The organism is Leucobacter sp. UT-8R-CII-1-4 (assembly GCF_030010235.1).
Classification (GTDB): Bacteria; Actinomycetota; Actinomycetes; order Actinomycetales; family Microbacteriaceae; genus Leucobacter.
In genome coordinates this window covers 773,204-793,194 of record NZ_JASCRS010000001.1, presented here as the reverse complement: position 1 = coordinate 793,194, position 19,991 = coordinate 773,204, and the positions used below count along the sequence as shown (strand labels likewise).

Here is a 19,991-nt window from a genome sequence, read left to right as displayed (position 1 = left end):
CGCTAGTAGCGATCGATTTCTGGGATGTTTACGATCGTGGTGTCGCCGAGGGTCGCCTCGAACATCTTCTTCCAGGTGCCGTCTTCGGTGGCTGCCTGGATGGCATCGTTTACCGCATTGCGGAACGCGTCGTCACCCTTTGGTACGCCGAGGCCCAGCAGTTCGGTGCTGAAGCGCTCACCCACTACGCGGAACTGGTCGCCGTACTCTGCAGCGAAGCCGCGCAGCATAACGTCGTCGTGGGTAACCGCGTCAACGTTGCCCGACTCGAGGTCGATCATGCACTTCGAGAGTGCGTCGTAGGTGACCAGCTCGATCTCTGGGTGGTCTGCCTGCATTCGCTGAGCTGGGGTTGCGCCGTCGACTGAGCAGACCTTTTTGTCTTTGAGGTCTGCAACGCCGGTGATGTCGCTGTCGTTGGCTACGAGCAGATCCTGGCCTGCTTCGAGGTATGGCCCAGCGAAGTCAACAACCTTCTTGCGCTCGTCGTTGATGGTGTAGATCGCGGCGACCATGTCGACCTTGCCCTGCTGCAGGAAGAGCTCGCGGTTCGGTGCGGTGATCTCCATAAAGGTGATCTCTTCAGGTGCGAAGCCAAGGTGAGCCGCGATCATGCGGGTCATCTCGATATCGAATCCTTCAGGGGTTTGCTGGCCTGGCTTCTTGTTGCCAACGCCTGGGTAGTCGAACTTCACGCCAACGGTCAGCTGACCCTTTTCTTTCGCGCGGGTCCACGTTGGTGAGTCGGCAAGATCGAAGTCGGTGTTGACGTCGTAGCTCAGTGCTGCGGTCTCTCCAGTGGCTGGCTTGCTTGGGTCGTTCGGTGAGCCTGCTGCGCAGCCGCTGAGCGCCAGCGCGCCAGCTGCAACAATTGCGGCCAGCGAAATGAGCTTCTTCATAGGGGGTTTCCTTTGTTCGGTTGGCGCCCGTCGGTGGACAGCCAAATGAGTGCGCCAGGGCGCAGGTCCAGTCCGGTGTGTGCCGGTGGGTCTTGGTGCTCTCGCCTATGCGAGGGGCCGCTTTGTTGCGGTTAGTGGGTCAGGATCTTCGAGAGGAAGTCGCGTGCGCGCTCGGTCTTTGGTGCGGTGAAGAACGGCTCTGGCTCTTGAATCTCGTGGATCACGCCGTCTGCCATGAAGACAACGCGGTTCGCCGCCTTACGAGCAAAGCCCATTTCGTGGGTGACCGCGATCATGGTCATGCCGTCTCGTGCGAGACCTTCCATGACGTCGAGCACCTCATTGATCATTTCTGGGTCGAGCGCGCTGGTTGGCTCGTCGAAAAGCATGATCTTCGGGCGCATTGCGAGCGAGCGGGCGATAGCTACTCGCTGCTGTTGCCCGCCTGAAAGCTGTGCGGGGTATTTGTCGGCTTGCGCTGCAATACCTACTCGTTCGAGCAGGGTCAAAGCTTCTGTCTTGGCGTCTGCGGCTTTGGCGCCGCGCACCTTGATCGGGCCGAGCATGACGTTTTCAAGAATCGTCTTGTGCGCAAAGAGGTTGAACGATTGGAAGACCATGCCGACGTCTGCCCGAAGCTTGGCGAGTGCGCGGCCCTCTTCGGGGAGTTCCTGACCGTCAATGGTGATCGAACCTGAATCGATGGTTTCGAGCCGGTTGATTGTGCGGCAGAGGGTTGATTTGCCCGATCCTGAAGGCCCAACGACCACAACGACCTCGCCCTTAGCGACCTCGAGGTTGATGTCTTGCAATACGTGCAGCGAACCAAAGTGCTTGTTCACATCGGTGAGCTTCACCAGCGGTTGTTGGCTGTTCGTAGCGTTCGTCATTGAAAGATCCAGTCGTTGAGAAAGCAGTGGAGTGGCACCGCGAGTGGCTGCGGTGCCCTGTGTCGTTCGGCGGGGTATTGCCGCGAACGGTACTGAGCCAAACTAAATGACTAATTGTTGATCTTGCAAGTTTTGAACGCTTTAAATGATGCCTAAAAGGTATCAATCTTCGTCGAGAGAGGGCAGCTCAGGTGCCTGATAGCTGCTCAGAATGTCTACAACGTGCTCAAGCGCGGGGTTTCGATTGTCGCGATGCCAGAGCGCGTGCAGTTCAAGAGGCTCACCGCGATACGCGGGATCGAGTGGCAGGTAAGTTACGCCGTCCACCTGAATTCGACGGGTTGATCCAGTGACCAGCGCCACTCCTCTCGCCGCTCCGACAAGCGATACGACAGTGACGTTCTGGGTGACCTGCTGCGTTGATCTCGTCGCGGTTTGACCGAGAAACTGGCGCACGTGATCGGTGAAATAGCGAGCGCCCGCAGGGTCGTAATTGATGAGGTCTTCGCCCTCGAAATCTTGGGGAACGAGCGGGCGGCCAAGGCTCGCCAGTGGGTGATGCTTAGGCACCGCGGCCACCATGACATCGCGCTGCACAATGATCGATTCGTGATCAAAGCGGTTCGGTGTGGGCCTTGCTAGGCCAAGATCAAGCTCTACCTGCAGGCGCTCTTGGATACCTTCTGACGAGTCCTGCTCTTTCAGGATCACCTCAACATTTGGCAGAACGGTGTTTATTCGGGCGAGCAGGTCGCCCAGAATGCTGACACCCGTTACTGGCGTGAAACCGAGTTGCACAATGCCGTAGGAGCCGCTTCCGGCCCGCCTGGTGAGTGTCGAAGCGTCTTCGGCGTACGCGATCAGTCGCCGGGCTTCAGTGAGAAACACCTTGCCCGAATACGAAAGCTGGACATTGCGGTTGTCTCGATCGAAGAGCCTTGCGCCGACATCGCCTTCGAGTCGCTGAATGAGACGGGTGAGCGGTGGCTGCGACATGTGTAAGCGCTCTGCTGCACGGCCAAAGTGCAGCTCCTCAGCAACAGCAATAAACGCTTTGAGCTGATCGAACGTGAACATGGTTCCCCTTGCCGCGCCCCTGGCGCACGTTGGCTTCTTTGCGACGCGGCTAGCGCGAACCTCCTCAGCGTAGGGGAGGGGCGCACTGCCCGGGGCTCACACCCGGCATGCTTTTACTCATTGTTACCTAAATTGGCATCAATCACCACGATCAACACCCCGGATAGGCGCTCGAATGCTGCCGGTCTCGTTGAAATCGTTCTCCGGCGAGTGAACGGTGCGCACTAATTGCTGCGGCGAGGTTTTGGCAGGTGCCAACCTCGCGCGTAAGAGGTGAGCCTGAGCGCAATGGCCAGCACTCCGCCGACTGTCGCGGCGATGAGGAGATGACCGGTGAATTGAGTAATCACTGTCGCAACCGTCGCGCCCAGTATTGCCGAGACGGCATAGAGCTCACGAGTGAGGACACCCGGCACGTCATTTACTAATACGTCCCGAATCAGACCTCCGCCGATCGAGACGACGGTGCCGACAAACACTGCGGTAATAAAGCCGACCCCACTCTGTGAAGCGATCGCGGCACCATAGGCAGAGAAAATTCCGAGCCCCAGCGCATCAAACACAATTTCGAAAGTGCGAATCTTCGAGAGTCTGGGGTGAAAGAAGAACACTGCGAGAGAGCCGACGAGTGCTGTTGTCCAGTACGGCCAGTGAGTGAATGACACCGGTGGGTGAACCCCAAGGATCATGTCACGAATAACGCCGCCGCCGATTCCCGTGGCGAGTCCGACTACGAGCACTCCCAAAAGGTCGAGATTGTGGCGAACGCCGACGAGTGCTCCTGAGATGGCAAACGCAAGAATTCCAGCGATCCATAGACCTTCAAAGACCCATGTTCCAATTTCAACCATGTGAAAATTTTATCTCCAGCAAGAAAACAAAAAGACCCTCACCGCGAACGGTGAGGGTCTAGCTGTGCGCCCCAAGGGATTCGAACCCCTGACCTTCTGATCCGTAGTCAGATGCTCTATCCAGCTGAGCTAGGGGCGCTCTGTTGATCTCTCAACTCGTAAAACATTACCCGATGAATTTGTGAATGTGAAATCGAGGTAACTCCGCGTGTCGCCAAAGTCTGCGCCGCGCCAAAACTGGTCAGTAATGCCACAGTGCAACGACAGTCCGGCCGAAGAGGTACCCTTGCAAGGTGCCAAGCAATGCATTGACCCCTGCCCTTGCCCGCGCTGAGAAGTTGATCCGCGAGATCCCTGACTACCCGAGCCCGGGAATTCTCTTTCGCGACATCACTCCACTGCTCGCAGACGGCGAAGCGTACAAAGCGACGATCGAAGAATTGATCGCACCCTTTGAAGGACAGTACGACGTTATTGCCGGCCTCGAAGCACGCGGTTTCCTGCTCGCGAGCGCGGCGGCCTACGCCTCGGGCAAGGGTCTCGTGCCGGTGCGTAAAGCGGGCAAGCTGCCACAGCCTGCGATGAGCATCGACTATTCGCTCGAATACGGCACCGCAACCATCGAAATGCACGCCGACCTCGAGCCTGGCGCACGTGTATTGGTGATCGACGATGTGCTCGCCACCGGCGGCACCGTCGCTGCAACACTCGAAATGCTGGAGCACCTCGGCTACCCAGTCTGTGGCACCGCAGTGCTCTTTGAAATCGCCGGTCTCGGCGGCCGCGAACGGGTCAGCGACCACAAGCTACACACCGTTTTTAGTTCTTAAGCCACCCGGTTTTCGTGAAGGCTCGCTGCAAATAGCGAAGCGGATCACCGGGCGGTATACCCCGCGGTGCGAGAATGGTCAGCATGACGTTTTCGCAAAACGACCACCAAAGTGCCGCAAGCCAGGCGTTTTTTGACGCCCGCGATCAGTTGCTCGAACTCGCGAGTGATCCGGTTGCGGCGAGGCGCGACTTCATCTGGCCAGACGTCGGCGCGCACTTCAACTGGGCGCACGATGTATTTGACGTGATCGCCGAAGGCAACGATACGACGGCTCTCTGGATCGCAGAGGCTGGTCGCGAAGAAGTGAAGCGTAGTTTTGCCGAGCTGAAGCGTCGCAGCGACCAGCTTGCGCACTGGCTGCTTGCGCAGGGCGCACGCAAGGGTGATGTTGCGATGCTGATGCTCAGCAACCGCCTGGAGCTATGGGAAATCATGCTTGCCTCGCTCAAGATCGGCGTCGTGATCCTGCCCACATCGGTGGTGCTTGGCCCGCACGAACTCGTTGACCGCGTTGAGCGCGGCAAAGTGAAGTGGGTATTTGCGGCACCAGACGACGCTGTGAAGTTCACGCAGGTGCCAGGCAGCTACCGTGGTATTGCGGTCGGCTTTGACGAGGCGAGCCAAGATCAGCGGGCTGCGCTCTATGATTGGGCGAACTTCGAGGAATCGCGATCCGCTTCGCTCGCACCTGTGCCAAAACTCACCAAGAGCAGCGACCCATCACTGATCTACTTCACCTCTGGCACTACGAGCTTGCCGAAAATTGTTGAGCACTCGCATACGAGTTACCCACTCGGGCATCTCAGCACCACCGCGTGGATTGGGGTGCGGCCTGGCGATGTGCACTCAGTGGTGAGCGCACCAGGCTGGGGCAAGCACGCTTGGTCAAGTTTCTTCTCGCCGTGGAATGTGGGCGCGACGATCTTTGTGCTGAACTACACCCGCTTCGACGCCGACGAATTCGTCGCCGAGCTTGACCGTGCTGGCGTGAACACGTTCTGTGCCCCACCTACAGTCTGGCGCATGCTGATTCAGCATCAATTGCAGCAAAAGCCGCACGGCCTTCGTGAGTTGCTCTCGGCGGGCGAACCGCTAAACCCCGAGGTGATTGCCCGCATTCGCGAGTGGTGGGGCCTTGAAATTCGCGATGGGTACGGGCAAACCGAGACCACCGCACTGATCGGTACTTTGCCCGGTGAAGCCGTGGTGCCTGGTGCAATGGGCCGCCCGCTGCCTGGAGTGCAGGTGCGGTTGCTCGACCCGCTCACCGGTGCCGAAACCGAAGAGGGCGAAATTTGTTTGCCGCTCGATCCAGCGCCCCCAACAAACCTGATGCCGGGCTATTTCGGCAATGCAGAGGCGACCGAAAAAGCAATGCGCGGGGGAGTGTTCCACACCGGAGATGTTGCGCAGCGCGATGAGTCGGGCGTGCTCACTTTTGTTGGGCGCACCGACGACATTTTTAAATCAAGCGATTTCAAGGTGTCACCATTTGAGGTCGAAAGCGCATTGCTTGAACACCCGCTGGTAGCCGAAGCTGCGGTCGTGGGCGCACCAGATGACACTCGTTTGAATGTGACGAAGGCATATGTGGCTCTCTCGTCTGGGGCTGTCGCCGATGGCGAAACTGCCCGCGAGATTCTGGCGCACGCACGTGTGGCTATGCCCGCCTATATGCGTGTGCGCCGTGTCGAATTCTATGAGCTGCCCAAAACCGCTTCGGGCAAGATTCGCCGTGTTGAACTGCGTCAGCGCGAGGTGGCTGCGTTCAACGAGGGCACTCGAATCGATACCGAGTGGCGCGAAGAGGATTTTCCGAATCTAAAAAAGTAGTCGGAGCGCGTGGTGGGTGTTATCCCGGGCACTCTTCGGCGAGCACCCGGTGGCACGCAGAGATTCTCTCGTGCCACCACTTTGTGCGCCCGGGGGCGGCTTCGTAGTGCTCGAGTTTTTTAGGGTCGAGGATCGCTCGGCGTGCGTCGATTGAGCCGTGCCTGGCAAGCAGCGGCTCGGCAGCGACATCGCCCTCAAGCAGTGCAACAGTGCCGAGGCCGCAGGCGCCCGCAAGCACGCCTTCCGGTAGCGCAGCAGCAAGATGCAGGCCCATGCCGATGCCAACTGAGGTGTCGAGCGCACTCGAAACCACGACGGGTAGTCCCGCTGCATCAATAATGTTGAGAGCGCGGTGAAGGCCACCGAGTGGTTGAGCTTTCACGATGAGCAGGTCTGCCGCGCCCGATCGCGCAACAGCGAGCGGATCATCGGCTTTGCGCACGCTCTCGTCAGCGGCGATCCGTACGAGACCGCTCAAGCGTTCGCGTACAACGATGAGATCCTCGACGCTCATGCACGGCTGTTCGGCGTAATCAAGCTCGAAGGGAGCGAGCGCTTGCAGCCCCGAAATTGCTTGCTCGGTGTTCCAGCCGCCATTGGCGTCGATGCGAATGAGGGCGCCATCTCCCATTGCTTCGCGTACGGCGCGCACTCGGGCAATATCGTCGGCGAGGCTTTGGCCACGTTCGGCCACTTTCACCTTTGCTGTGGTGCAGCCCTCGAAACGCGTGAGGATCGCAGGCACCTGTTCAGCCGAAATGGCAGGCACTGTCGCATTGATCTGAATTCGCTCGCGGCGCATGGCAGGGAGCGTGCCCCAGCCATACTCAATAGCTGCCGCGAGCCAAGAACTTGCCTCTGCCGTTTCGTACTCAAGAAAGGGCGAAAATTCGCTGGCACCATTCGGGGCGTCAAAGATCGCAGCCTCACGAACGCTTACGCCGCGAAATCTTGTTCGGGTTGGAATCGAAACGACCCGCACGCTATCGAGCAGTTCATGCAGCGGCGGCAGATTGATCGTGCTCTCCATGTTTCGATGATGCCATGAGCAATAGGCTGGGGTCATGAGCGACAACGGCACAGTGCAGGTTTCAGACCTCTTTGACCCCACCGAATGGCAAACCGCGCCCGGTGCGGAACAGTACACAGACATTACTGCGCACCTGAGCCGTGACGGGCGAATTGCGCGTATCGCTTTTGATCGACCAGAGGTGCGCAATGCTTTTCGGCCGCACACTGTCGACGAGCTTTATGATGCGCTTGAGCGGGCGCGAGTCAACCCTCGTGTCGGTGTCGTGCTGCTCACCGGTAACGGACCGTCGCCGAAAGATGGCGGCTGGGCCTTCTGCTCTGGTGGGGACCAGCGTATTCGCGGGCGCGATGGATACAAATACAGTGATGATGAGACGAGTGTCGGGCCAGAGGGTCTGGCTCGGGCCGGTCGCCTGCACATCCTTGAGGTGCAGCGCCTGATCCGCTTTATGCCAAAGGTCGTCATTGCTCTCGTGCCTGGTTGGGCGGCCGGCGGTGGGCACTCGCTCAACGTGGTCTGTGACCTGACGATCGCCAGCCGTGAGCATGCCATGTTCAAGCAAACCGATGCCGACGTCGGCTCATTTGACGCTGGTTATGGCAGTGCTTATTTTGCGCGCCAGGTTGGCCAAAAGAATGCGCGTGAGATTTTTTTCCTTGCGAACGAATACGACGCTGAACGAGCTCGCGAGATGGGCGCCGTAAACGCTGTGGTTCCTCACGACGAGCTTGAGCGCACGGGTATTGAGTGGGCGCGCACGATTCTCGGCAAGTCGCCAACTGCCATCCGAATGCTGAAGTTTGCAATGAATGCTGTCGACGACGGCATTGTTGGCCAGCAGATTTTTGCTGGTGAAACGACTCGTCTGGCCTATGGCACCGATGAAGCAGTTGAGGGGCGTGACTCTTTCTTGGAGAAGCGTGATCCCGACTGGAGCCCGTTCCCCTACCACTATTGAGCGCGACGCGCGCGGGTGCATCGCAAATCTCTCCTCAGTTTTACAAGCATCACTCGATCGCGTACACTCATTCAAGGTAGTTGACTTCTGCCATACTTTTTTATGCCTGAACACTCCGGTGAGAGGGTGAAAAAGTAAGCACGGCAGAGCTGCTCCATAGGGCGGTGGCGCAATTGGTAGCGCAACGGTCTCCAAAACCGTCGGTTGCAGGTTCGAGTCCTGTCCGCCCTGCCAGGCCTGGTTCCCCCGCGAGGGGGCGCCAGGGCAGATGAAAGGAACGCCAATGAGTAGCAACGAAATCGACGGAAACGTCGGCGGCGACCTCGTTGAGCGCGCTAAGGCTGATCGCGCCGCGAAAAAGTCGTGGATTGGCCGCGTTGTGCTGTTCATTCAGCAGGTGATTTCCGAGCTGAAGAAGGTTGTGACTCCAACCCGCAAGGAGCTCATCAACTACACCCTCGTGGTACTTGGCTTCGTTGTTGTGATGATGGCACTGGTTTGGGCTCTCGACCAGCTCTTTGGTTGGGCCACACTCTTTACTTTCGGCACTCCGCTTTAAGCCTTAGGTAGTGTCGACGCGCTCGGCGCGTGAATCATAATCGACCTCAATCGAAAGAAAGTCAGATGACGAGCGAACAGAGCAACACTCCAGAAGCCGAGCTCGACGCTGCCCTCGACGCGCTGATTGCGCCTGCCGAAGGCGAAGAGAGCGTTGCAGACGAGCAGGCTCCCGCTGTTGAAGGTGAGCAGGCCGAGGCCGGCGAAGACGAGCAGGCAGCGAGCGACCCGTACGCTGAGTTCAAGCGTGAGCTTCGCACCAAGCCTGGCAAGTGGTACGTCGTGCACAGCTACGCCGGCTACGAGCGCAAGGTGAAGTCAAACCTGTGGAACCGTCGCGAGACGATGGGCGCGGTTGACGACATCTACGAGATTCAGGTCCCCATGGAAGAAGTCATGGAGGTCAAGAACGGCCAGCGCAAGATGGTGACTCGCGTGCGTATCCCGGGTTACGTTCTCGTGCGTATGCACCTCAATGAGAACACCTGGTCGGTTGTTCGTCACACTCCTGGTGTGACCGGCTTCGTTGGTAACGCGCACAATCCTGTGCCACTGCGCTTCAACGAGGCGTTTGAGATGCTGAAGAGCACCGTTGAGCTTGAGCCAGTTCTGGCAAAGTCGAAGGCTGCGGTTACCGCAACCGAGGCTGGCAACATCGAGATCGACTTCGAAATCGGCGAGACTATTACGATCAAGTCGGGTTCGTTCGAGGGTCTGCCAGGCACGATCAGCGAGATCAACCCTGCGGCTGGCAAGCTCACCGTGCTGGTGTCGCTCTTCGAGCGCGAGACTCCAGTGGAGCTCAGCTTCGACCAGGTCACCAAGATGATCTAGTTCTGCTTTCTAAAAAGCCCCGGTTCTTCCGAGAGTCGGGGCTTTTTTGTGTTTGGATGTCGCGACTACGACTACGACTACGACTGCGATCGCTGCTGCGCAGCAGGCCGGGGCGCTAGTGAGAAACCCGGTGCGACTTCACCGCATCGTAGCTGGCTCGCAGCAGAGACTCGGTCGCTGCCATATCCCGCTGCACAAGCCGCACCAGCAGGAAGTCGATCACGGCCATTTGCGCGATACGGCTTGGCATGGCGCCAACGCGCATGCCGTCATCGTGCGCCCAAGTGGTAAGCACATGGTCTGCGCGCTCAGCCAGCGGCGACTCGGGAAAGTTGGTGATTGCGGCTGTTTGGGCGCCTCTTGACTTTGCAATCTCAAGAAACTGCACCGCCTCAAGGGTGGTACCGGTGTGCGAGATTGCGAGCGCAAAACCGCCGGGCTCTGTAATGCCGATCGAGGTGAGAGCCAAGTGGGTGTCGGCCCACCAGAAACTCGGCACACCAATACGGTGCAATTTAAGCTGCAAGTCTTGGGCCGCAATGCCACTTGATCCAGCGCCAAAAAGGTCAACACGTTTTGCGTTCTTCAGCGAATCGGCAACAGCGTCGAGCTCAGTCGGGTCGATCAAGCGCGCGGTCTCTTCGATTGTGCGTGACTCTTGGTAGGCAATCTTGGCGATGACCTCGGCTGCTGAATCTGAGGGGTCAATCTGTGCCTCAGATACTTGAAAAAACTCGCGTGAAGTTTGTTCGCGGGCAATGGTTGACGCAATGGCAAGCCGAAAATCTTTGTAGCCGCTAAATCCGAGCGCGTGGCACAGGCGGGTAACCGTGCCGGGAGAGGCGTCGCAGTGCTCGGCCAGCTGCGAGATGGTTGATTCGACTACGAGGGTGGGGGTTGTAATGACCGCCTCGGCCACACGTCGCTCAGAGGGTCGCAATTGCGGCGCTTTTTGCTGAAGTGCAATTAGAGCGTTATTCATGGCGGCTCACTTTCTTCGGAGTCTGCTCACTATTCTCTCGGAATCAGGCGAAAGCGGCAGCGACCAATTCTGGGCGAAGGTTGGGCATCGCCATCTGCTCGCGGGTTGGGTGCACACGGTTGCTCAACAACGCGAGGGATCGCTCGCCGCCAGGCTCTGCCAAGAAGATGGTGCCAGTGAACCCTGCGTGGCTCACCGTGCGGCCCGTCACTGCCGCAGTCCATGTCTCGTTGCTGCGCAGGCCGAGGGTCGGGGTGTAGCCGTCTGGGGTCGCGCCGCCAGCGATGGGTTCGGTGAGCCAGTGGTGTACCTCGGGGGCGATGCCTGTCCCGGTACGCAGTGCCTCGGCGAAGCGGATGAGGTCTGGTGCGGTGCTGAATAGGCCGGCGTTGCCGCTCACGCCGCCGAGGGCGTGTGCGGTTTCATCGTGCACTTCGCCGTGCACCATGCCTCGGTGTTCTTGGTACTCGGTCGCGACAATCTGGCTGAGCGCGCGCGGCTCTGCTGAAGCGGTGAGCGGGCGGTAGCCGGTCGAGTGCATTCCGAGCGGGTCGAGCACGTGCGTTGAGACAAGCTGGTCGAGCGAGGCGTTGCCGAGAGTCTCGGCCAGAATTCCTGCCCAGATAAACCCGAGGCAGGAGTATTGGTGAATTGGGTTTAGCAGCTCAATTGGCCGCGCGGTGGCCCGAAAGCGTTCAGCTCCGGGGTCGGCGCTGTGATCGTGCCACGAGGGGGCGAAGCCTGCCGTGTGTGAGAGCAATTGCGCCGCGGTGATGCCGCGTAATCCCTCGGCGCGAAATTCTGGCAGCAATTCGGCAAGTGGTAGTTCAGGCGTGAGCGAGTGGTTGTTGAGCTCGGTGAGCAGTGTTGTTGCCACGATCGGTTTGGTGATTGAAGCCAGGTCAAAAAGTGTGTCGATCTGCACGGGCGATCCTGCGACGGTGCTTGGCGTGCCTTCTTGATCCCACGCGCGGGTAATGCCGCGAGCTGCACGGGCAACCTCTTCGCCATTGCGCATGGCGATCACCGTGACGGCAGAAGCACTTCCGGGTGAAACCACCAGATCGAGGAGTTCGTCGAGGTTACGATTTTGCATCACTGCTTCCATACTTGGATACTTTATTCCAAGAATTCAAAATTTGTGATACTTTTTCACAAACACGTCGGGGTGAACGAGGGGACACGGAGGCAGCATGTCCGAGGAAGACAAGCGAGCAGCTGCGGTGGCGGTGCTCCCGCCGACCGAACATCGGCTTGCTGCCTCAGCAAACTTGGATCTCATGCCAAGCCTCGAGGTGCTGCAGCTACTCAACAGCCAGGACCGAATCGCAGTTGAAGCAGTCCAAGCCGTGCTGCCAGAGCTTGCCGAACTAGTCGACATCGCAGCCGAACGTTTTCGGAGCGGTGGAAACATCCACTACTTCGGTGCCGGCACCTCAGGCAGGCTCGCGGTGCTCGACGCCGCAGAACTGCTACCGACATTTAATCTGCCGAACGGCCGCGTGGTCGCGCATATCGCTGGCGGCGAGCGTGCTTTCGTGCAGGCAGTCGAAAACGCAGAAGACTCAATCCAAGAGGGCTCGCTCGCGGCAGACACGCTCGGCGAGCACGACGTTGCAATCGGTTTTGCGGCAAGCGGAAACACCCCATACGTCGGCGGTGCCCTCACCAGGGCGCGCGAGCTCGGTGCAGTGACGGCGCTCGTATCGAGCAACCCGGGTGCCCGGCTTGAGCCATTGGCCGACATTCACATCTGCGTTGATACTGGCGCAGAGGTGCTCACAGGATCAACCAGACTCAAAGCAGCCACGGCCGAAAAACTCGTGCTCAACGGTTTCTCGACCGCACTCATGGTCGCAGTCGGACGAACCTGGTCAAACCTGATGGTGTCGCTTGTGGCGACAAACGACAAATTGCGTTTGCGTACACTTCGCATTCTGAGCGAGGCCACCGGGCTCGACCAAGAAGCGGCCGAGGTTCTGCTGTCAGAGGCAAACGGTGACCTGAAAACCGCGATTGTGATGTCACTGGCCTCAGTCGAGTGTGACGAAGCAGGCGCGGCACTCCAGCAAGGTAAGTCTTCAGTGCGTGCAGCACTCGAAGTGTTGCAAAGCCCAGCAACAAACTGAGAAGAATCCCCAAAACATACGTAGATAAATCTGAAATCAAAGGAGATGACATGAAACACGCACGGAAGATGATGGCTGGCGGCTTGATTCTGGGTGCTGCACTGGCACTCAGTGCTTGCGCGCCAAGCGCCGGGTCAAATAGTTCAGGCTCGGGTGAAGACGTGACCCTGAAGGTCTGGTCATGGCGTACCGAAGACGTTGAAGCATACAACCGTATCTTCGACGTGTTCGAAAAGGAGAACCCGGGCATCACTGTCCAGTTCGAAGCCTTCCAGAACACTGAGTACAACCAGATTCTGACCACCGGTCTTGCTGGTTCTGACGGGCCAGACGTGCCAATGGTGCGTGCCTACGGTCAGTTGCAGCCAAACATCGAGGCCGGCCAGCTTGTCGCGATCGACGACAAAGTCGAGGGGCTTGACGCGATTCCAGAGAGCCTGATTGCTGGCGCAAAGGGTCGCGAAGACGGCAAGACCTACGCCGTGCCGCTGGCAACTCAGACTCTGCAGATGTTCTACAACAAGCAGATCTTCAATGAGCAGGGCCTCAAAGTTCCAACCACTTGGGATGAATTCATCGAGGTCAATGACAAGCTGCTCGCGGCTGACGTCACCCCGATCGCGCTCGGCGCAAAGGACGACTGGATTCTGCCGATCTACGCTGACATCGTAGGCAGTGCACGCTACGGCGGCTCGGACTTTGAAGCAAAAGTACTCTCGGGTGAAACTGACTTCAACGATCCAGACTACGTTGCCTCGCTGCAGCTGATCACCGATCTTGAGAAGTACCTCACCCCAGATGTGATCGGCGTGAGCTATACCGATAGCCAGATCCAGTTCACCTCGGGTCAGGCGGCACAGTTCCCAGGCGGCTCCTTCGAGATTGGTACTTTCCAGTCGCAGGCACCAGACATGGAGTTTGGTTCGTACCAGGTACCGACGCCGCCAAACTCGGTGCTTGACGCGCCAGTTACGCCGGGCTACGCAGACGGCAACTTCGCGGTGAACGCGCAGTCGAAACATCAGGAAGAATCGATCAAGCTGATGAACTGGCTGGCGACTCCTGAGTTCGGTCAGCTGGTTGCAGACGAGCTGAACCAGTTCTCTGCGATTCCGGGTGTGAAGTACAGCGATCCTGTGATGAAGGAAGCCTGGGCGAACTACGAGAAGAACAGCTCACCATACCTGCTGCTCGTGGACTTCCGATACGGCGAGCCTCTTGGCACCGCAGTTCTCGGCAAGGAAATCCAGAAGATGTTCCTGAAAGAGACCGATGCTGCCGGCGCCGCGAGCGCACTGCAGACCGGTGTCTCGCAGTGGTTCACTCCCGGCGAGTAACCACACACTTCTTACCTAAACACAACACAACTACACGCTAGGAGGACGAAGACATGTCCGTGACCGCGAGCTCATCAACAGCACGCCGAGGTCGGGCTGGGGTCACCCTGCCGCGTCGAGTCGGACTGCTCTTCGTCCTCCCCGCGTCTATTCTTTTTGCGGTGTTCCTGGCCTACCCACTGCTGACCGCGCTCAGCTACTCCTTCTTTGGGTGGACCGGGATTAACCGCGAAGGATTTGTCGGACTCGACAACTACACAACTCTCTTCACGAAGGCACCGTACGCGGAAGACATTCCGAACGCCTTCGTGCACAACATTCTGCTTTTTGTGGGAGCGATGGTGTTCCAGAACACCATCGGCCTTGGTCTCGCCACGCTCCTGCATCGCCTGCCGCGATTTAAGCGCTTCTTTCAGACCGTCTACACACTGCCCTACCTGGTGTCTCCGCTCGTGATCGGTTACCTCTGGTCGCTCATGCTTTCGCCGCTCTTTGGGCCGGTGAACGCAGGCCTCAAGGCAGTTGGCCTTGGCAATCTTGCCCAGCCGTGGCTCGGCAACCCAAGCACCGCTATCTGGGTGATCGTTTTGGTCACTGCCTGGCAGTGGATCGGTTTTCCGGTGTTGCTCTATGGTGCGGCCCTCGGCGGTATCCCGGCCGAACTCGACGAAGCGGCAAAGATCGACGGCGCAAATAATTGGCAGCGGTTCCGCTCCATCACTCTGCCTCTGATGATTCCGGCAATCGGCACGGTCAGCGTGCTCACCTTCATTGGCGCGATGGAATCGTTCCCGATTCCGTATGCTCTTGGTGGATCACAGGGCAACCCCGCACGCGCTACAGACGTATTGAGTCTGCTCTTCTATCGCACCGCGTTTGAGTCTGGTTCGTCGAACGCGATTGGCACCAGCTCCGCGATCGCAACGCTGCTCTTCCTCTTTATCTTCGGAGTTTCAATACTCATCACCGTGCTCATGCGTCGCGCCGAGCGGAGGCTGTTCTAATGACAATCACTGAAACTCAAGCGCTGCACACCAGCGAGGCCAACCGCAATCGCCGCCGCGCAAAACGACCCAAGCCAAGCAACAAGCGCCCCGGAGAGCGGGTAACGTTTGGTTCGGTTTCGGCAAATGTCTTTCTCTGGGTGTACGCGGCCATCTCAATTGCACCACTGCTGTTGATGCTTTCGAACTCATTGCGCACCACCCAAGATATGGCCCGTGACCCGCTTGGGCTACCGCTGAGCCCAACCTTCGCAAGCTATCAAAAAGCGTGGATCACTGCGTCCTTCGACACCTATTTTGTGAACTCGATTTTTGTGACGGTCACCTCGGTGCTGCTCTCAACGGTCGTTTCTTTGCTCGCGGCCTATGCCTTTGCCCGCACGAAATCTCGCATGTTCACCCTCATCGAGTCGACCTTCCTGTCTGGCCTCATGCTGCCGGTGTACCTTGCGATTTTGCCGCTGTTCTTCTTGCTCGATTCGCTCGGCATGATTTCGAACCTATGGAGCCTGATCCTGGTCTATGCTGCACTCGGCATTCCATTCTCAACCTTTGTGCTCTCCAGCTTCTTCAGGCAACTGCCGATTGAGCTCGACGAAGCTGCACGACTTGACGGGGCCGGATCATTCCGCACCTTCTGGTCCTTGCACCTGCCACTAGTGAAGCCAGCGATTGCGACAGTGATTGTGTTTCGTTTTGTGCCGGTCTGGAACGACTTCTTCTACCCGCTCATCCTGATTCGCGACCAGTCTGCCTACACAATTCCGGTGGGCGTTACCCGCTTCTTCGGCGAGTACCAGACCGACTGGGCCACTCTTTTCGCCGGACTCACAATTGCTACGATTCCACTTGTGGTGCTGTTCCTGATCGCGACGAAACAGATTGTTTCTGGTCTTACTGCCGGTATGAGCAAGTGAGCCAGCCGACGCTGCTTGCCATTGATATCGGCGGCTCCGGCAGCCGGCTGGCGCTGCTGCATGCCGGAAAACGTCGGGAGCTCACCGGCTCACGAGTTTCGGTACGAGGATCAGGCGACGGTGTTGCCCGTCTCACCAGAGAGCTGTGCCAGAGCGCGCGCGATGCCTGGCCAGAGGAGTTCGCTGCGGTGCGCGCACTCGGGCTTGGCTCAACCGGACTCGCCACTCTCGTTGCAGACCCTGGAGCGCTGGCGAGGGAGCTCTCGGACACCCTCGCAGGGGCCACACGTGCGGTTCAGCCACCAGCGGTGGCTGTGGCGATCGACGGGGTGACCGCACACCTTGGCGCTCTAGGCGGAGCAGATGGCGCGGTTATTGCTCTCGGCACCGGGTCGGTGGCAATCGGTCTGTGCGAGCAAAGCTGGCGTCGTGTTGACGGTTGGGGCCATCTGCTGGGTGACCGGGGTAGCGGTTCCTGGATCGGCGCGCAGGCGTTGCAGTCCGCGATGCGCTGCTACGACGGCGTTTCTGACGCGGGTCGCGCTCTGCTTGAGGCGGCTCGTGCGCGGTTTGGTGACCCATATTCGTGGCCGGCGCAGCTCTACACCCGCGACGACAGGGCCGGTGTGATGGCCGCCTTTGCGGCAGAGGTTATCCAACTCGCAGGTGAAGATTCCGAGGCTGCGAGGATCATTGCCGAAGCCGCGCGGAGTGCAGCAGAAAGCGCGCTTGCCGCGCTCACGCCCACCCAGCCACCAGTGGTCGCGCTTGTTGGTGGTCTCACCGGGAGTGACAGCTATGTCTCGAAAATCTCGCGCGAACTCGCCGCAGCGCGCGCAGATGTACAGCTTGTTGTAGCGCACGGCGATCCGCTTAATGGTGCGGTGCGTTTGGCGGAGCTCGCCGCGGCGGGCGCCGTGAGTCAGGAAGCTCCATTCGTTTGGACTTCGTGGGATCGCCACAGTTCAGACTGTTGAAGTCACCTGTTCGACACATAGACTTCGAGCATGGCAATGACGCATCCAACAACCCGCATCAGCACAGGTGAACTGATTGGCCGAAGCGAAGACGGCATTGAACGTTTTCTCGGTGTGCCCTACGCGGCAGCACCGTTTGGTGAGCGACGCTTTCGCCTACCAGAACCGGCGGTGGCATGGTCAGAACCTCGCGACGCAGCAGAATTTGGCCCAGCGGCTCCGCAGTCTGCCTATCCAGGACGCCTCGGCACGATCTTGCCGAGTATTCACCGACCTGGCGATGACATTCTGACAGCAAACATTTGGGCTCCTGAAGGCGCCGAATCTTTGCCAGTGGTGATGTGGATTCACGGTGGTGCATTCGAGCGTGGCGGCGCTGCGATTGAAATTTACGACGGGACCTCGTTCGCGAAGTCTGGCGTGGTGTTCGTCTCAATCAACTATCGCCTCGGTGCCGAAGGATTCTCGGTGCTTGAAGACGTGCCGCGAAATCTTGGCCTAGAAGATGCTGCAGCGGCGCTGCGTTGGGTGCACCAAGAAATCGCTGCCTTTGGCGGCGACCCCGCACGTATCACCGTGATGGGTGAATCTGCCGGTGGTTCTCTCACCGCAGCTCTCACCGCGCGAGCGGACACTCGGCCGCTGATGGCCGGAGCTATCGTGCAGAGCGGCCCAACAAGCGCCGAACCCGAAGCCAAGGGTGCGAAACTGAGCAACGATCTTGCGAAGCGCCTCGGCGTTCCTGCGACAAGAGCAGGGTTCGCATCAGTCACACCAGAAGCGATTCTGATGGCCAGAGTGCAACAGGCGGCGGGCAAGTCAGTGCTCTCAGGCGCGCCATCGTACGTGCTCACTCTTGACCAGCAATCTCTGCCGATCACACCGGCGCAGGGGTTGATCGAGAGCGAGATGCCGCTGGTGATCGGTGCGAATACGCAGGAATACCGCCTCTGGTTTGCGCCAGAGGCGCTCGCCGCAATCAGCGGGTTCAAGTTTTTCCTCGCGACAAAAGCGATGAAGATCAGTAAGGCAGCCGTGACGGCCGCAAAACAGGATTGGCCTGCAGAAAACCACGGTGAACTGCTCGGTCAGCTGATCACCGATCGTTTGCTTCGAGGCCCGGCGATCCTTGCCGCGCGAAATCGTCAGGCGCCAAGCTATGTTTATGAGTTTGCTTGGCGGACGCCGAAGCACAAACTTGGTGCGGCTCACGCGCTCGAACTTGGTTTCACTTTCGATGCTCTGCAAAGCGATGACGCGAAAATGATGGCCGACAGTGCGCCCCAGCAACTCGCTGATCTGATGCACGCAGATTGGGTGTCGTTTATTAAGACAGGTGCGGCCTCTTGGACCCGGTTCGCGGCTGACGAGCAGGTGCGAATCTATGACGAACAGTCTCAGGTGGTAGGGCTGCCCCGCAAGCAGGCGCTCGACGCGTTGCTCTGAGGCTTGGCTTGACGCGTTGCTCTGAGGCTTGGCTTGCCGCGCTGAGGCCCCATCAAGCTGCTGCAGGCGTCTCAGCTGGCGAGAAACGCCGAGATGACGTAAACTTGAGTGGTTTGTGGGTGTAAGCATTTTGCTGCGCGTACAACACACCGCGATCGGGAACGGCTCGATCTGCGGGAGAGGCCGGTGAGAACCCGGTTTCGACGAAAGGAAACAATCATGGCAAAGGCCAAGAAGGTTACCGGTCTGATCAAGCTTCAGATCGCTGCCGGCGCTGCCAACCCAGCACCCCCCGTGGGTCCTGCGCTGGGTCAGCACGGCGTCAACATCATGGAGTTCTGCAAGGCCTACAACGCGGCCACGGAGAGCCAGCGTGGAAACATCGTTCCCGTTGAGATCACCGTTTACGAAGATCGTTCGTTCGACTTCGTACTGAAGACCCCACCTGCTGCTGAGCTCCTCAAGAAGGCTGCTGGCGTGCAGAAGGGTTCGGGAACTCCTCACACCGTCAAGGTTGCTAAGGTGACCGCTGATCAGGTCCGCGCGATCGCCGAGCAGAAGCAGGCTGATCTGAACGCAAACGACCTCGACGCAGCTTCGAAGATTATCGCTGGCACCGCCCGCTCAATGGGCATCACGGTCGAGTAAGGGGCACGGATCATGGCACAGAAGTCAAAGGCATACCGCGCCGCCGTCGAGAAGATCGAGGCTGGCAAGTTCTACACTCCTACCGAGGCAGTTGCTCTCGCCAAGGAGACCGGTTCGGCAAAGACCGACTCAACCGTTGAGGTTGCAGTTAAGCTCGGCGTCGACCCACGCAAGGCAGACCAGATGGTGCGTGGCACCGTCAGCCTGCCACACGGCACCGGTAAGACCGCTCGCGTTATCGTTTTCGCAACCGGCGCAGCCGCTGAGGCAGCTATTGCTGCTGGCGCTGACGAGGTTGGCGGCGACGAGCTGATCGAGAAGGTCGCTGGCGGCTGGACCGCATTCGACTCGGCAGTTTCGACCCCAGAGCTCATGGGCAAGGTTGGTCGTCTTGGTAAGGTTCTGGGCCCACGTGGTCTCATGCCAAACCCTAAGACCGGCACCGTTACCCCTGATCCAGCTAAGGCTGTTGCTGACATCAAGGGCGGCAAGATCGAGTTCCGCGTCGACAAGCACTCGAACGTGCACTTCATCGTTGGCAAGGCTTCGTTCTCGCCAGATCAGCTTGGTGACAACATCAACGCTGTGCTCGACGAAATTGTTCGTTTGAAGCCATCGTCGTCGAAGGGCAAGTACGTTCTGAAGGGTGCAGTTTCGACCACCTTCGGTCCTGGTATCCCACTCGACGTCAACGCTCTCTAAGCGTTACGCACGAAAACATCCCCTCGACTTCGGTCGGGGGGATGTTTTATTTTAGGCATTTGTGTAGCGCCGCAGCTTTGCTTG

Annotated in this window: 20 protein-coding genes and 2 tRNA genes; 14 read left to right on the top strand and 8 right to left on the bottom strand. The window is 58.8% G+C overall.

Translation table 11 applies throughout. From position 1 onward, the window contains the following. Positions 1-2 precede the first annotated feature (2 nt). From QBL02_RS03475 to QBL02_RS03455, 5 genes are all read right to left on the bottom strand, one after another. The gene (locus tag QBL02_RS03475) at positions 3-899 is read right to left on the bottom strand and encodes a glutamate ABC transporter substrate-binding protein (protein WP_282724962.1); all 897 of its coding nucleotides are present in this window, start codon (positions 897-899) and stop codon (positions 3-5) included. A 131-nt stretch (positions 900-1,030) separates the two neighbouring features. Continuing rightward, positions 1,031-1,759, bottom strand: coding sequence for an amino acid ABC transporter ATP-binding protein (locus QBL02_RS03470; RefSeq protein WP_282725276.1), 729 nt, complete (start codon positions 1,757-1,759; stop codon positions 1,031-1,033). Between the two features lie 192 nt (positions 1,760-1,951). Beyond that, complete coding sequence (locus QBL02_RS03465; RefSeq protein WP_282724961.1) at positions 1,952-2,866, bottom strand: LysR substrate-binding domain-containing protein; 915 nt, start codon at positions 2,864-2,866, stop codon at positions 1,952-1,954. A gap of 224 nt (positions 2,867-3,090) precedes the next feature. Continuing rightward, on the bottom strand, positions 3,091-3,717 hold the full coding sequence (locus tag QBL02_RS03460; protein ID WP_282724960.1) for a trimeric intracellular cation channel family protein: 627 nt from the start codon (positions 3,715-3,717) through the stop codon (positions 3,091-3,093). A 65-nt stretch (positions 3,718-3,782) separates the two neighbouring features. Further along, positions 3,783-3,856: transfer RNA gene (locus QBL02_RS03455), tRNA-Arg, on the bottom strand. Positions 3,857-4,010: 154 nt separating this feature from the next. Here QBL02_RS03455 and QBL02_RS03450 point away from each other — a divergent pair. Then, positions 4,011-4,547, top strand: a complete 537-nt coding sequence (locus tag QBL02_RS03450) for an adenine phosphoribosyltransferase (protein ID WP_282724959.1) — start codon at positions 4,011-4,013, stop codon at positions 4,545-4,547. An 83-nt stretch (positions 4,548-4,630) separates the two neighbouring features. Next, positions 4,631-6,382: an AMP-binding protein gene (locus QBL02_RS03445; protein WP_282724958.1), complete on the top strand. Its 1,752-nt coding sequence runs from the start codon at positions 4,631-4,633 to the stop codon at positions 6,380-6,382. Positions 6,383-6,401: 19 nt separating this feature from the next. On the opposite strand, the gene QBL02_RS03440 is transcribed toward QBL02_RS03445, so the two are convergent. Further along, complete coding sequence (locus QBL02_RS03440; protein WP_282724957.1) at positions 6,402-7,412, bottom strand: o-succinylbenzoate synthase; 1,011 nt, start codon at positions 7,410-7,412, stop codon at positions 6,402-6,404. A 34-nt stretch (positions 7,413-7,446) separates the two neighbouring features. Here QBL02_RS03440 and QBL02_RS03435 point away from each other — a divergent pair, with 34 nt between their 5' ends. From QBL02_RS03435 to nusG, 4 genes are all read left to right on the top strand, one after another. Then, entirely contained in the window at positions 7,447-8,373 is a 927-nt protein-coding gene (locus tag QBL02_RS03435; protein WP_282724956.1) for a 1,4-dihydroxy-2-naphthoyl-CoA synthase, read from the top strand. Positions 8,374-8,531: 158 nt separating this feature from the next. Next, a tRNA-Trp gene (locus tag QBL02_RS03430) sits at positions 8,532-8,607 on the top strand. Between the two features lie 49 nt (positions 8,608-8,656). Beyond that, positions 8,657-8,932 carry a preprotein translocase subunit SecE gene (gene secE / locus QBL02_RS03425; RefSeq protein WP_282724955.1) on the top strand — a complete coding sequence of 92 codons (276 nt, stop codon included), beginning with the start codon at positions 8,657-8,659 and terminating at the stop codon, positions 8,930-8,932. A 65-nt stretch (positions 8,933-8,997) separates the two neighbouring features. Further along, positions 8,998-9,765, top strand: coding sequence for a transcription termination/antitermination protein NusG (gene nusG, locus QBL02_RS03420; protein ID WP_282724954.1), 768 nt, complete (start codon positions 8,998-9,000; stop codon positions 9,763-9,765). A 115-nt stretch (positions 9,766-9,880) separates the two neighbouring features. Here nusG and QBL02_RS03415 read toward each other — a convergent pair whose 3' ends face one another. Then, complete coding sequence (locus QBL02_RS03415; protein WP_282724953.1) at positions 9,881-10,747, bottom strand: MurR/RpiR family transcriptional regulator; 867 nt, start codon at positions 10,745-10,747, stop codon at positions 9,881-9,883. Positions 10,748-10,790: 43 nt separating this feature from the next. Further along, positions 10,791-11,843 (bottom strand): serine hydrolase domain-containing protein, encoded by a 1,053-nt coding sequence (locus tag QBL02_RS03410; RefSeq protein ID WP_282724952.1) that lies wholly within the window; start codon positions 11,841-11,843, stop codon positions 10,791-10,793. A gap of 97 nt (positions 11,844-11,940) precedes the next feature. Here QBL02_RS03410 and QBL02_RS03405 point away from each other — a divergent pair, with 97 nt between their 5' ends. The 8 genes from QBL02_RS03405 (at position 11,941) to rplA (ending at position 19,907) form a co-directional block, all read left to right on the top strand. After that, positions 11,941-12,876: an N-acetylmuramic acid 6-phosphate etherase gene (locus QBL02_RS03405; protein ID WP_282724951.1), complete on the top strand. Its 936-nt coding sequence runs from the start codon at positions 11,941-11,943 to the stop codon at positions 12,874-12,876. Between the two features lie 50 nt (positions 12,877-12,926). After that, a complete protein-coding gene (locus tag QBL02_RS03400) occupies positions 12,927-14,213 on the top strand; it encodes an extracellular solute-binding protein (RefSeq protein ID WP_282724950.1) in 1,287 nt (428 codons plus the stop codon). A gap of 53 nt (positions 14,214-14,266) precedes the next feature. Next, a complete protein-coding gene (locus QBL02_RS03395) occupies positions 14,267-15,217 on the top strand; it encodes a sugar ABC transporter permease (protein ID WP_282724949.1) in 951 nt (316 codons plus the stop codon). Beyond that, a complete protein-coding gene (locus tag QBL02_RS03390) occupies positions 15,217-16,134 on the top strand; it encodes a carbohydrate ABC transporter permease (RefSeq protein WP_282724948.1) in 918 nt (305 codons plus the stop codon). Before QBL02_RS03395 ends, QBL02_RS03390 begins: the two co-directional genes overlap by 1 nt. Then, positions 16,131-17,111: a BadF/BadG/BcrA/BcrD ATPase family protein gene (locus QBL02_RS03385; protein ID WP_282724947.1), complete on the top strand. Its 981-nt coding sequence runs from the start codon at positions 16,131-16,133 to the stop codon at positions 17,109-17,111. Before QBL02_RS03390 ends, QBL02_RS03385 begins: the two co-directional genes overlap by 4 nt. A 30-nt stretch (positions 17,112-17,141) precedes the next feature. Continuing rightward, a complete protein-coding gene (locus tag QBL02_RS03380) occupies positions 17,142-18,557 on the top strand; it encodes a carboxylesterase family protein (protein ID WP_282724946.1) in 1,416 nt (471 codons plus the stop codon). Positions 18,558-18,776: 219 nt separating this feature from the next. Continuing rightward, on the top strand, positions 18,777-19,205 hold the full coding sequence (gene rplK, locus QBL02_RS03375; protein WP_282724945.1) for a 50S ribosomal protein L11: 429 nt from the start codon (positions 18,777-18,779) through the stop codon (positions 19,203-19,205). A 12-nt stretch (positions 19,206-19,217) separates the two neighbouring features. Beyond that, positions 19,218-19,907, top strand: a complete 690-nt coding sequence (gene rplA, locus QBL02_RS03370; RefSeq protein ID WP_282724944.1) for a 50S ribosomal protein L1 — start codon at positions 19,218-19,220, stop codon at positions 19,905-19,907. The last annotated feature ends 84 nt before the right edge of the window (positions 19,908-19,991 follow it).

Bases quoted from the DNA above. Each gene is read 5' to 3' on its own strand.
- QBL02_RS03475 (WP_282724962.1), bottom strand. From the start codon at position 899: ATGAAGAAGCTCATTTCGCTGGCCGCAATTGTTGCAGCTGGCGCGCTG.
- QBL02_RS03465 (WP_282724961.1), bottom strand. From the start codon at position 2,866: ATGTTCACGTTCGATCAGCTCAAAGCGTTTATTGCTGTTGCTGAGGAG.
- QBL02_RS03460 (WP_282724960.1), bottom strand. From the start codon at position 3,717: ATGGTTGAAATTGGAACATGGGTCTTTGAAGGTCTATGGATCGCTGGA.
- QBL02_RS03445 (WP_282724958.1), top strand. From the start codon at position 4,631: ATGACGTTTTCGCAAAACGACCACCAAAGTGCCGCAAGCCAGGCGTTT.
- QBL02_RS03440 (WP_282724957.1), bottom strand. From the start codon at position 7,412: ATGGAGAGCACGATCAATCTGCCGCCGCTGCATGAACTGCTCGATAGC.
- QBL02_RS03435 (WP_282724956.1), top strand. From the start codon at position 7,447: ATGAGCGACAACGGCACAGTGCAGGTTTCAGACCTCTTTGACCCCACC.
- secE (WP_282724955.1), top strand. From the start codon at position 8,657: ATGAGTAGCAACGAAATCGACGGAAACGTCGGCGGCGACCTCGTTGAG.
- nusG (WP_282724954.1), top strand. From the start codon at position 8,998: ATGACGAGCGAACAGAGCAACACTCCAGAAGCCGAGCTCGACGCTGCC.
- QBL02_RS03415 (WP_282724953.1), bottom strand. From the start codon at position 10,747: ATGAATAACGCTCTAATTGCACTTCAGCAAAAAGCGCCGCAATTGCGA.
- QBL02_RS03410 (WP_282724952.1), bottom strand. From the start codon at position 11,843: ATGCAAAATCGTAACCTCGACGAACTCCTCGATCTGGTGGTTTCACCC.
- QBL02_RS03405 (WP_282724951.1), top strand. From the start codon at position 11,941: ATGTCCGAGGAAGACAAGCGAGCAGCTGCGGTGGCGGTGCTCCCGCCG.
- QBL02_RS03400 (WP_282724950.1), top strand. From the start codon at position 12,927: ATGAAACACGCACGGAAGATGATGGCTGGCGGCTTGATTCTGGGTGCT.
- QBL02_RS03395 (WP_282724949.1), top strand. From the start codon at position 14,267: ATGTCCGTGACCGCGAGCTCATCAACAGCACGCCGAGGTCGGGCTGGG.
- QBL02_RS03390 (WP_282724948.1), top strand. From the start codon at position 15,217: ATGACAATCACTGAAACTCAAGCGCTGCACACCAGCGAGGCCAACCGC.
- QBL02_RS03380 (WP_282724946.1), top strand. From the start codon at position 17,142: ATGGCAATGACGCATCCAACAACCCGCATCAGCACAGGTGAACTGATT.
- rplK (WP_282724945.1), top strand. From the start codon at position 18,777: ATGGCAAAGGCCAAGAAGGTTACCGGTCTGATCAAGCTTCAGATCGCT.
- rplA (WP_282724944.1), top strand. From the start codon at position 19,218: ATGGCACAGAAGTCAAAGGCATACCGCGCCGCCGTCGAGAAGATCGAG.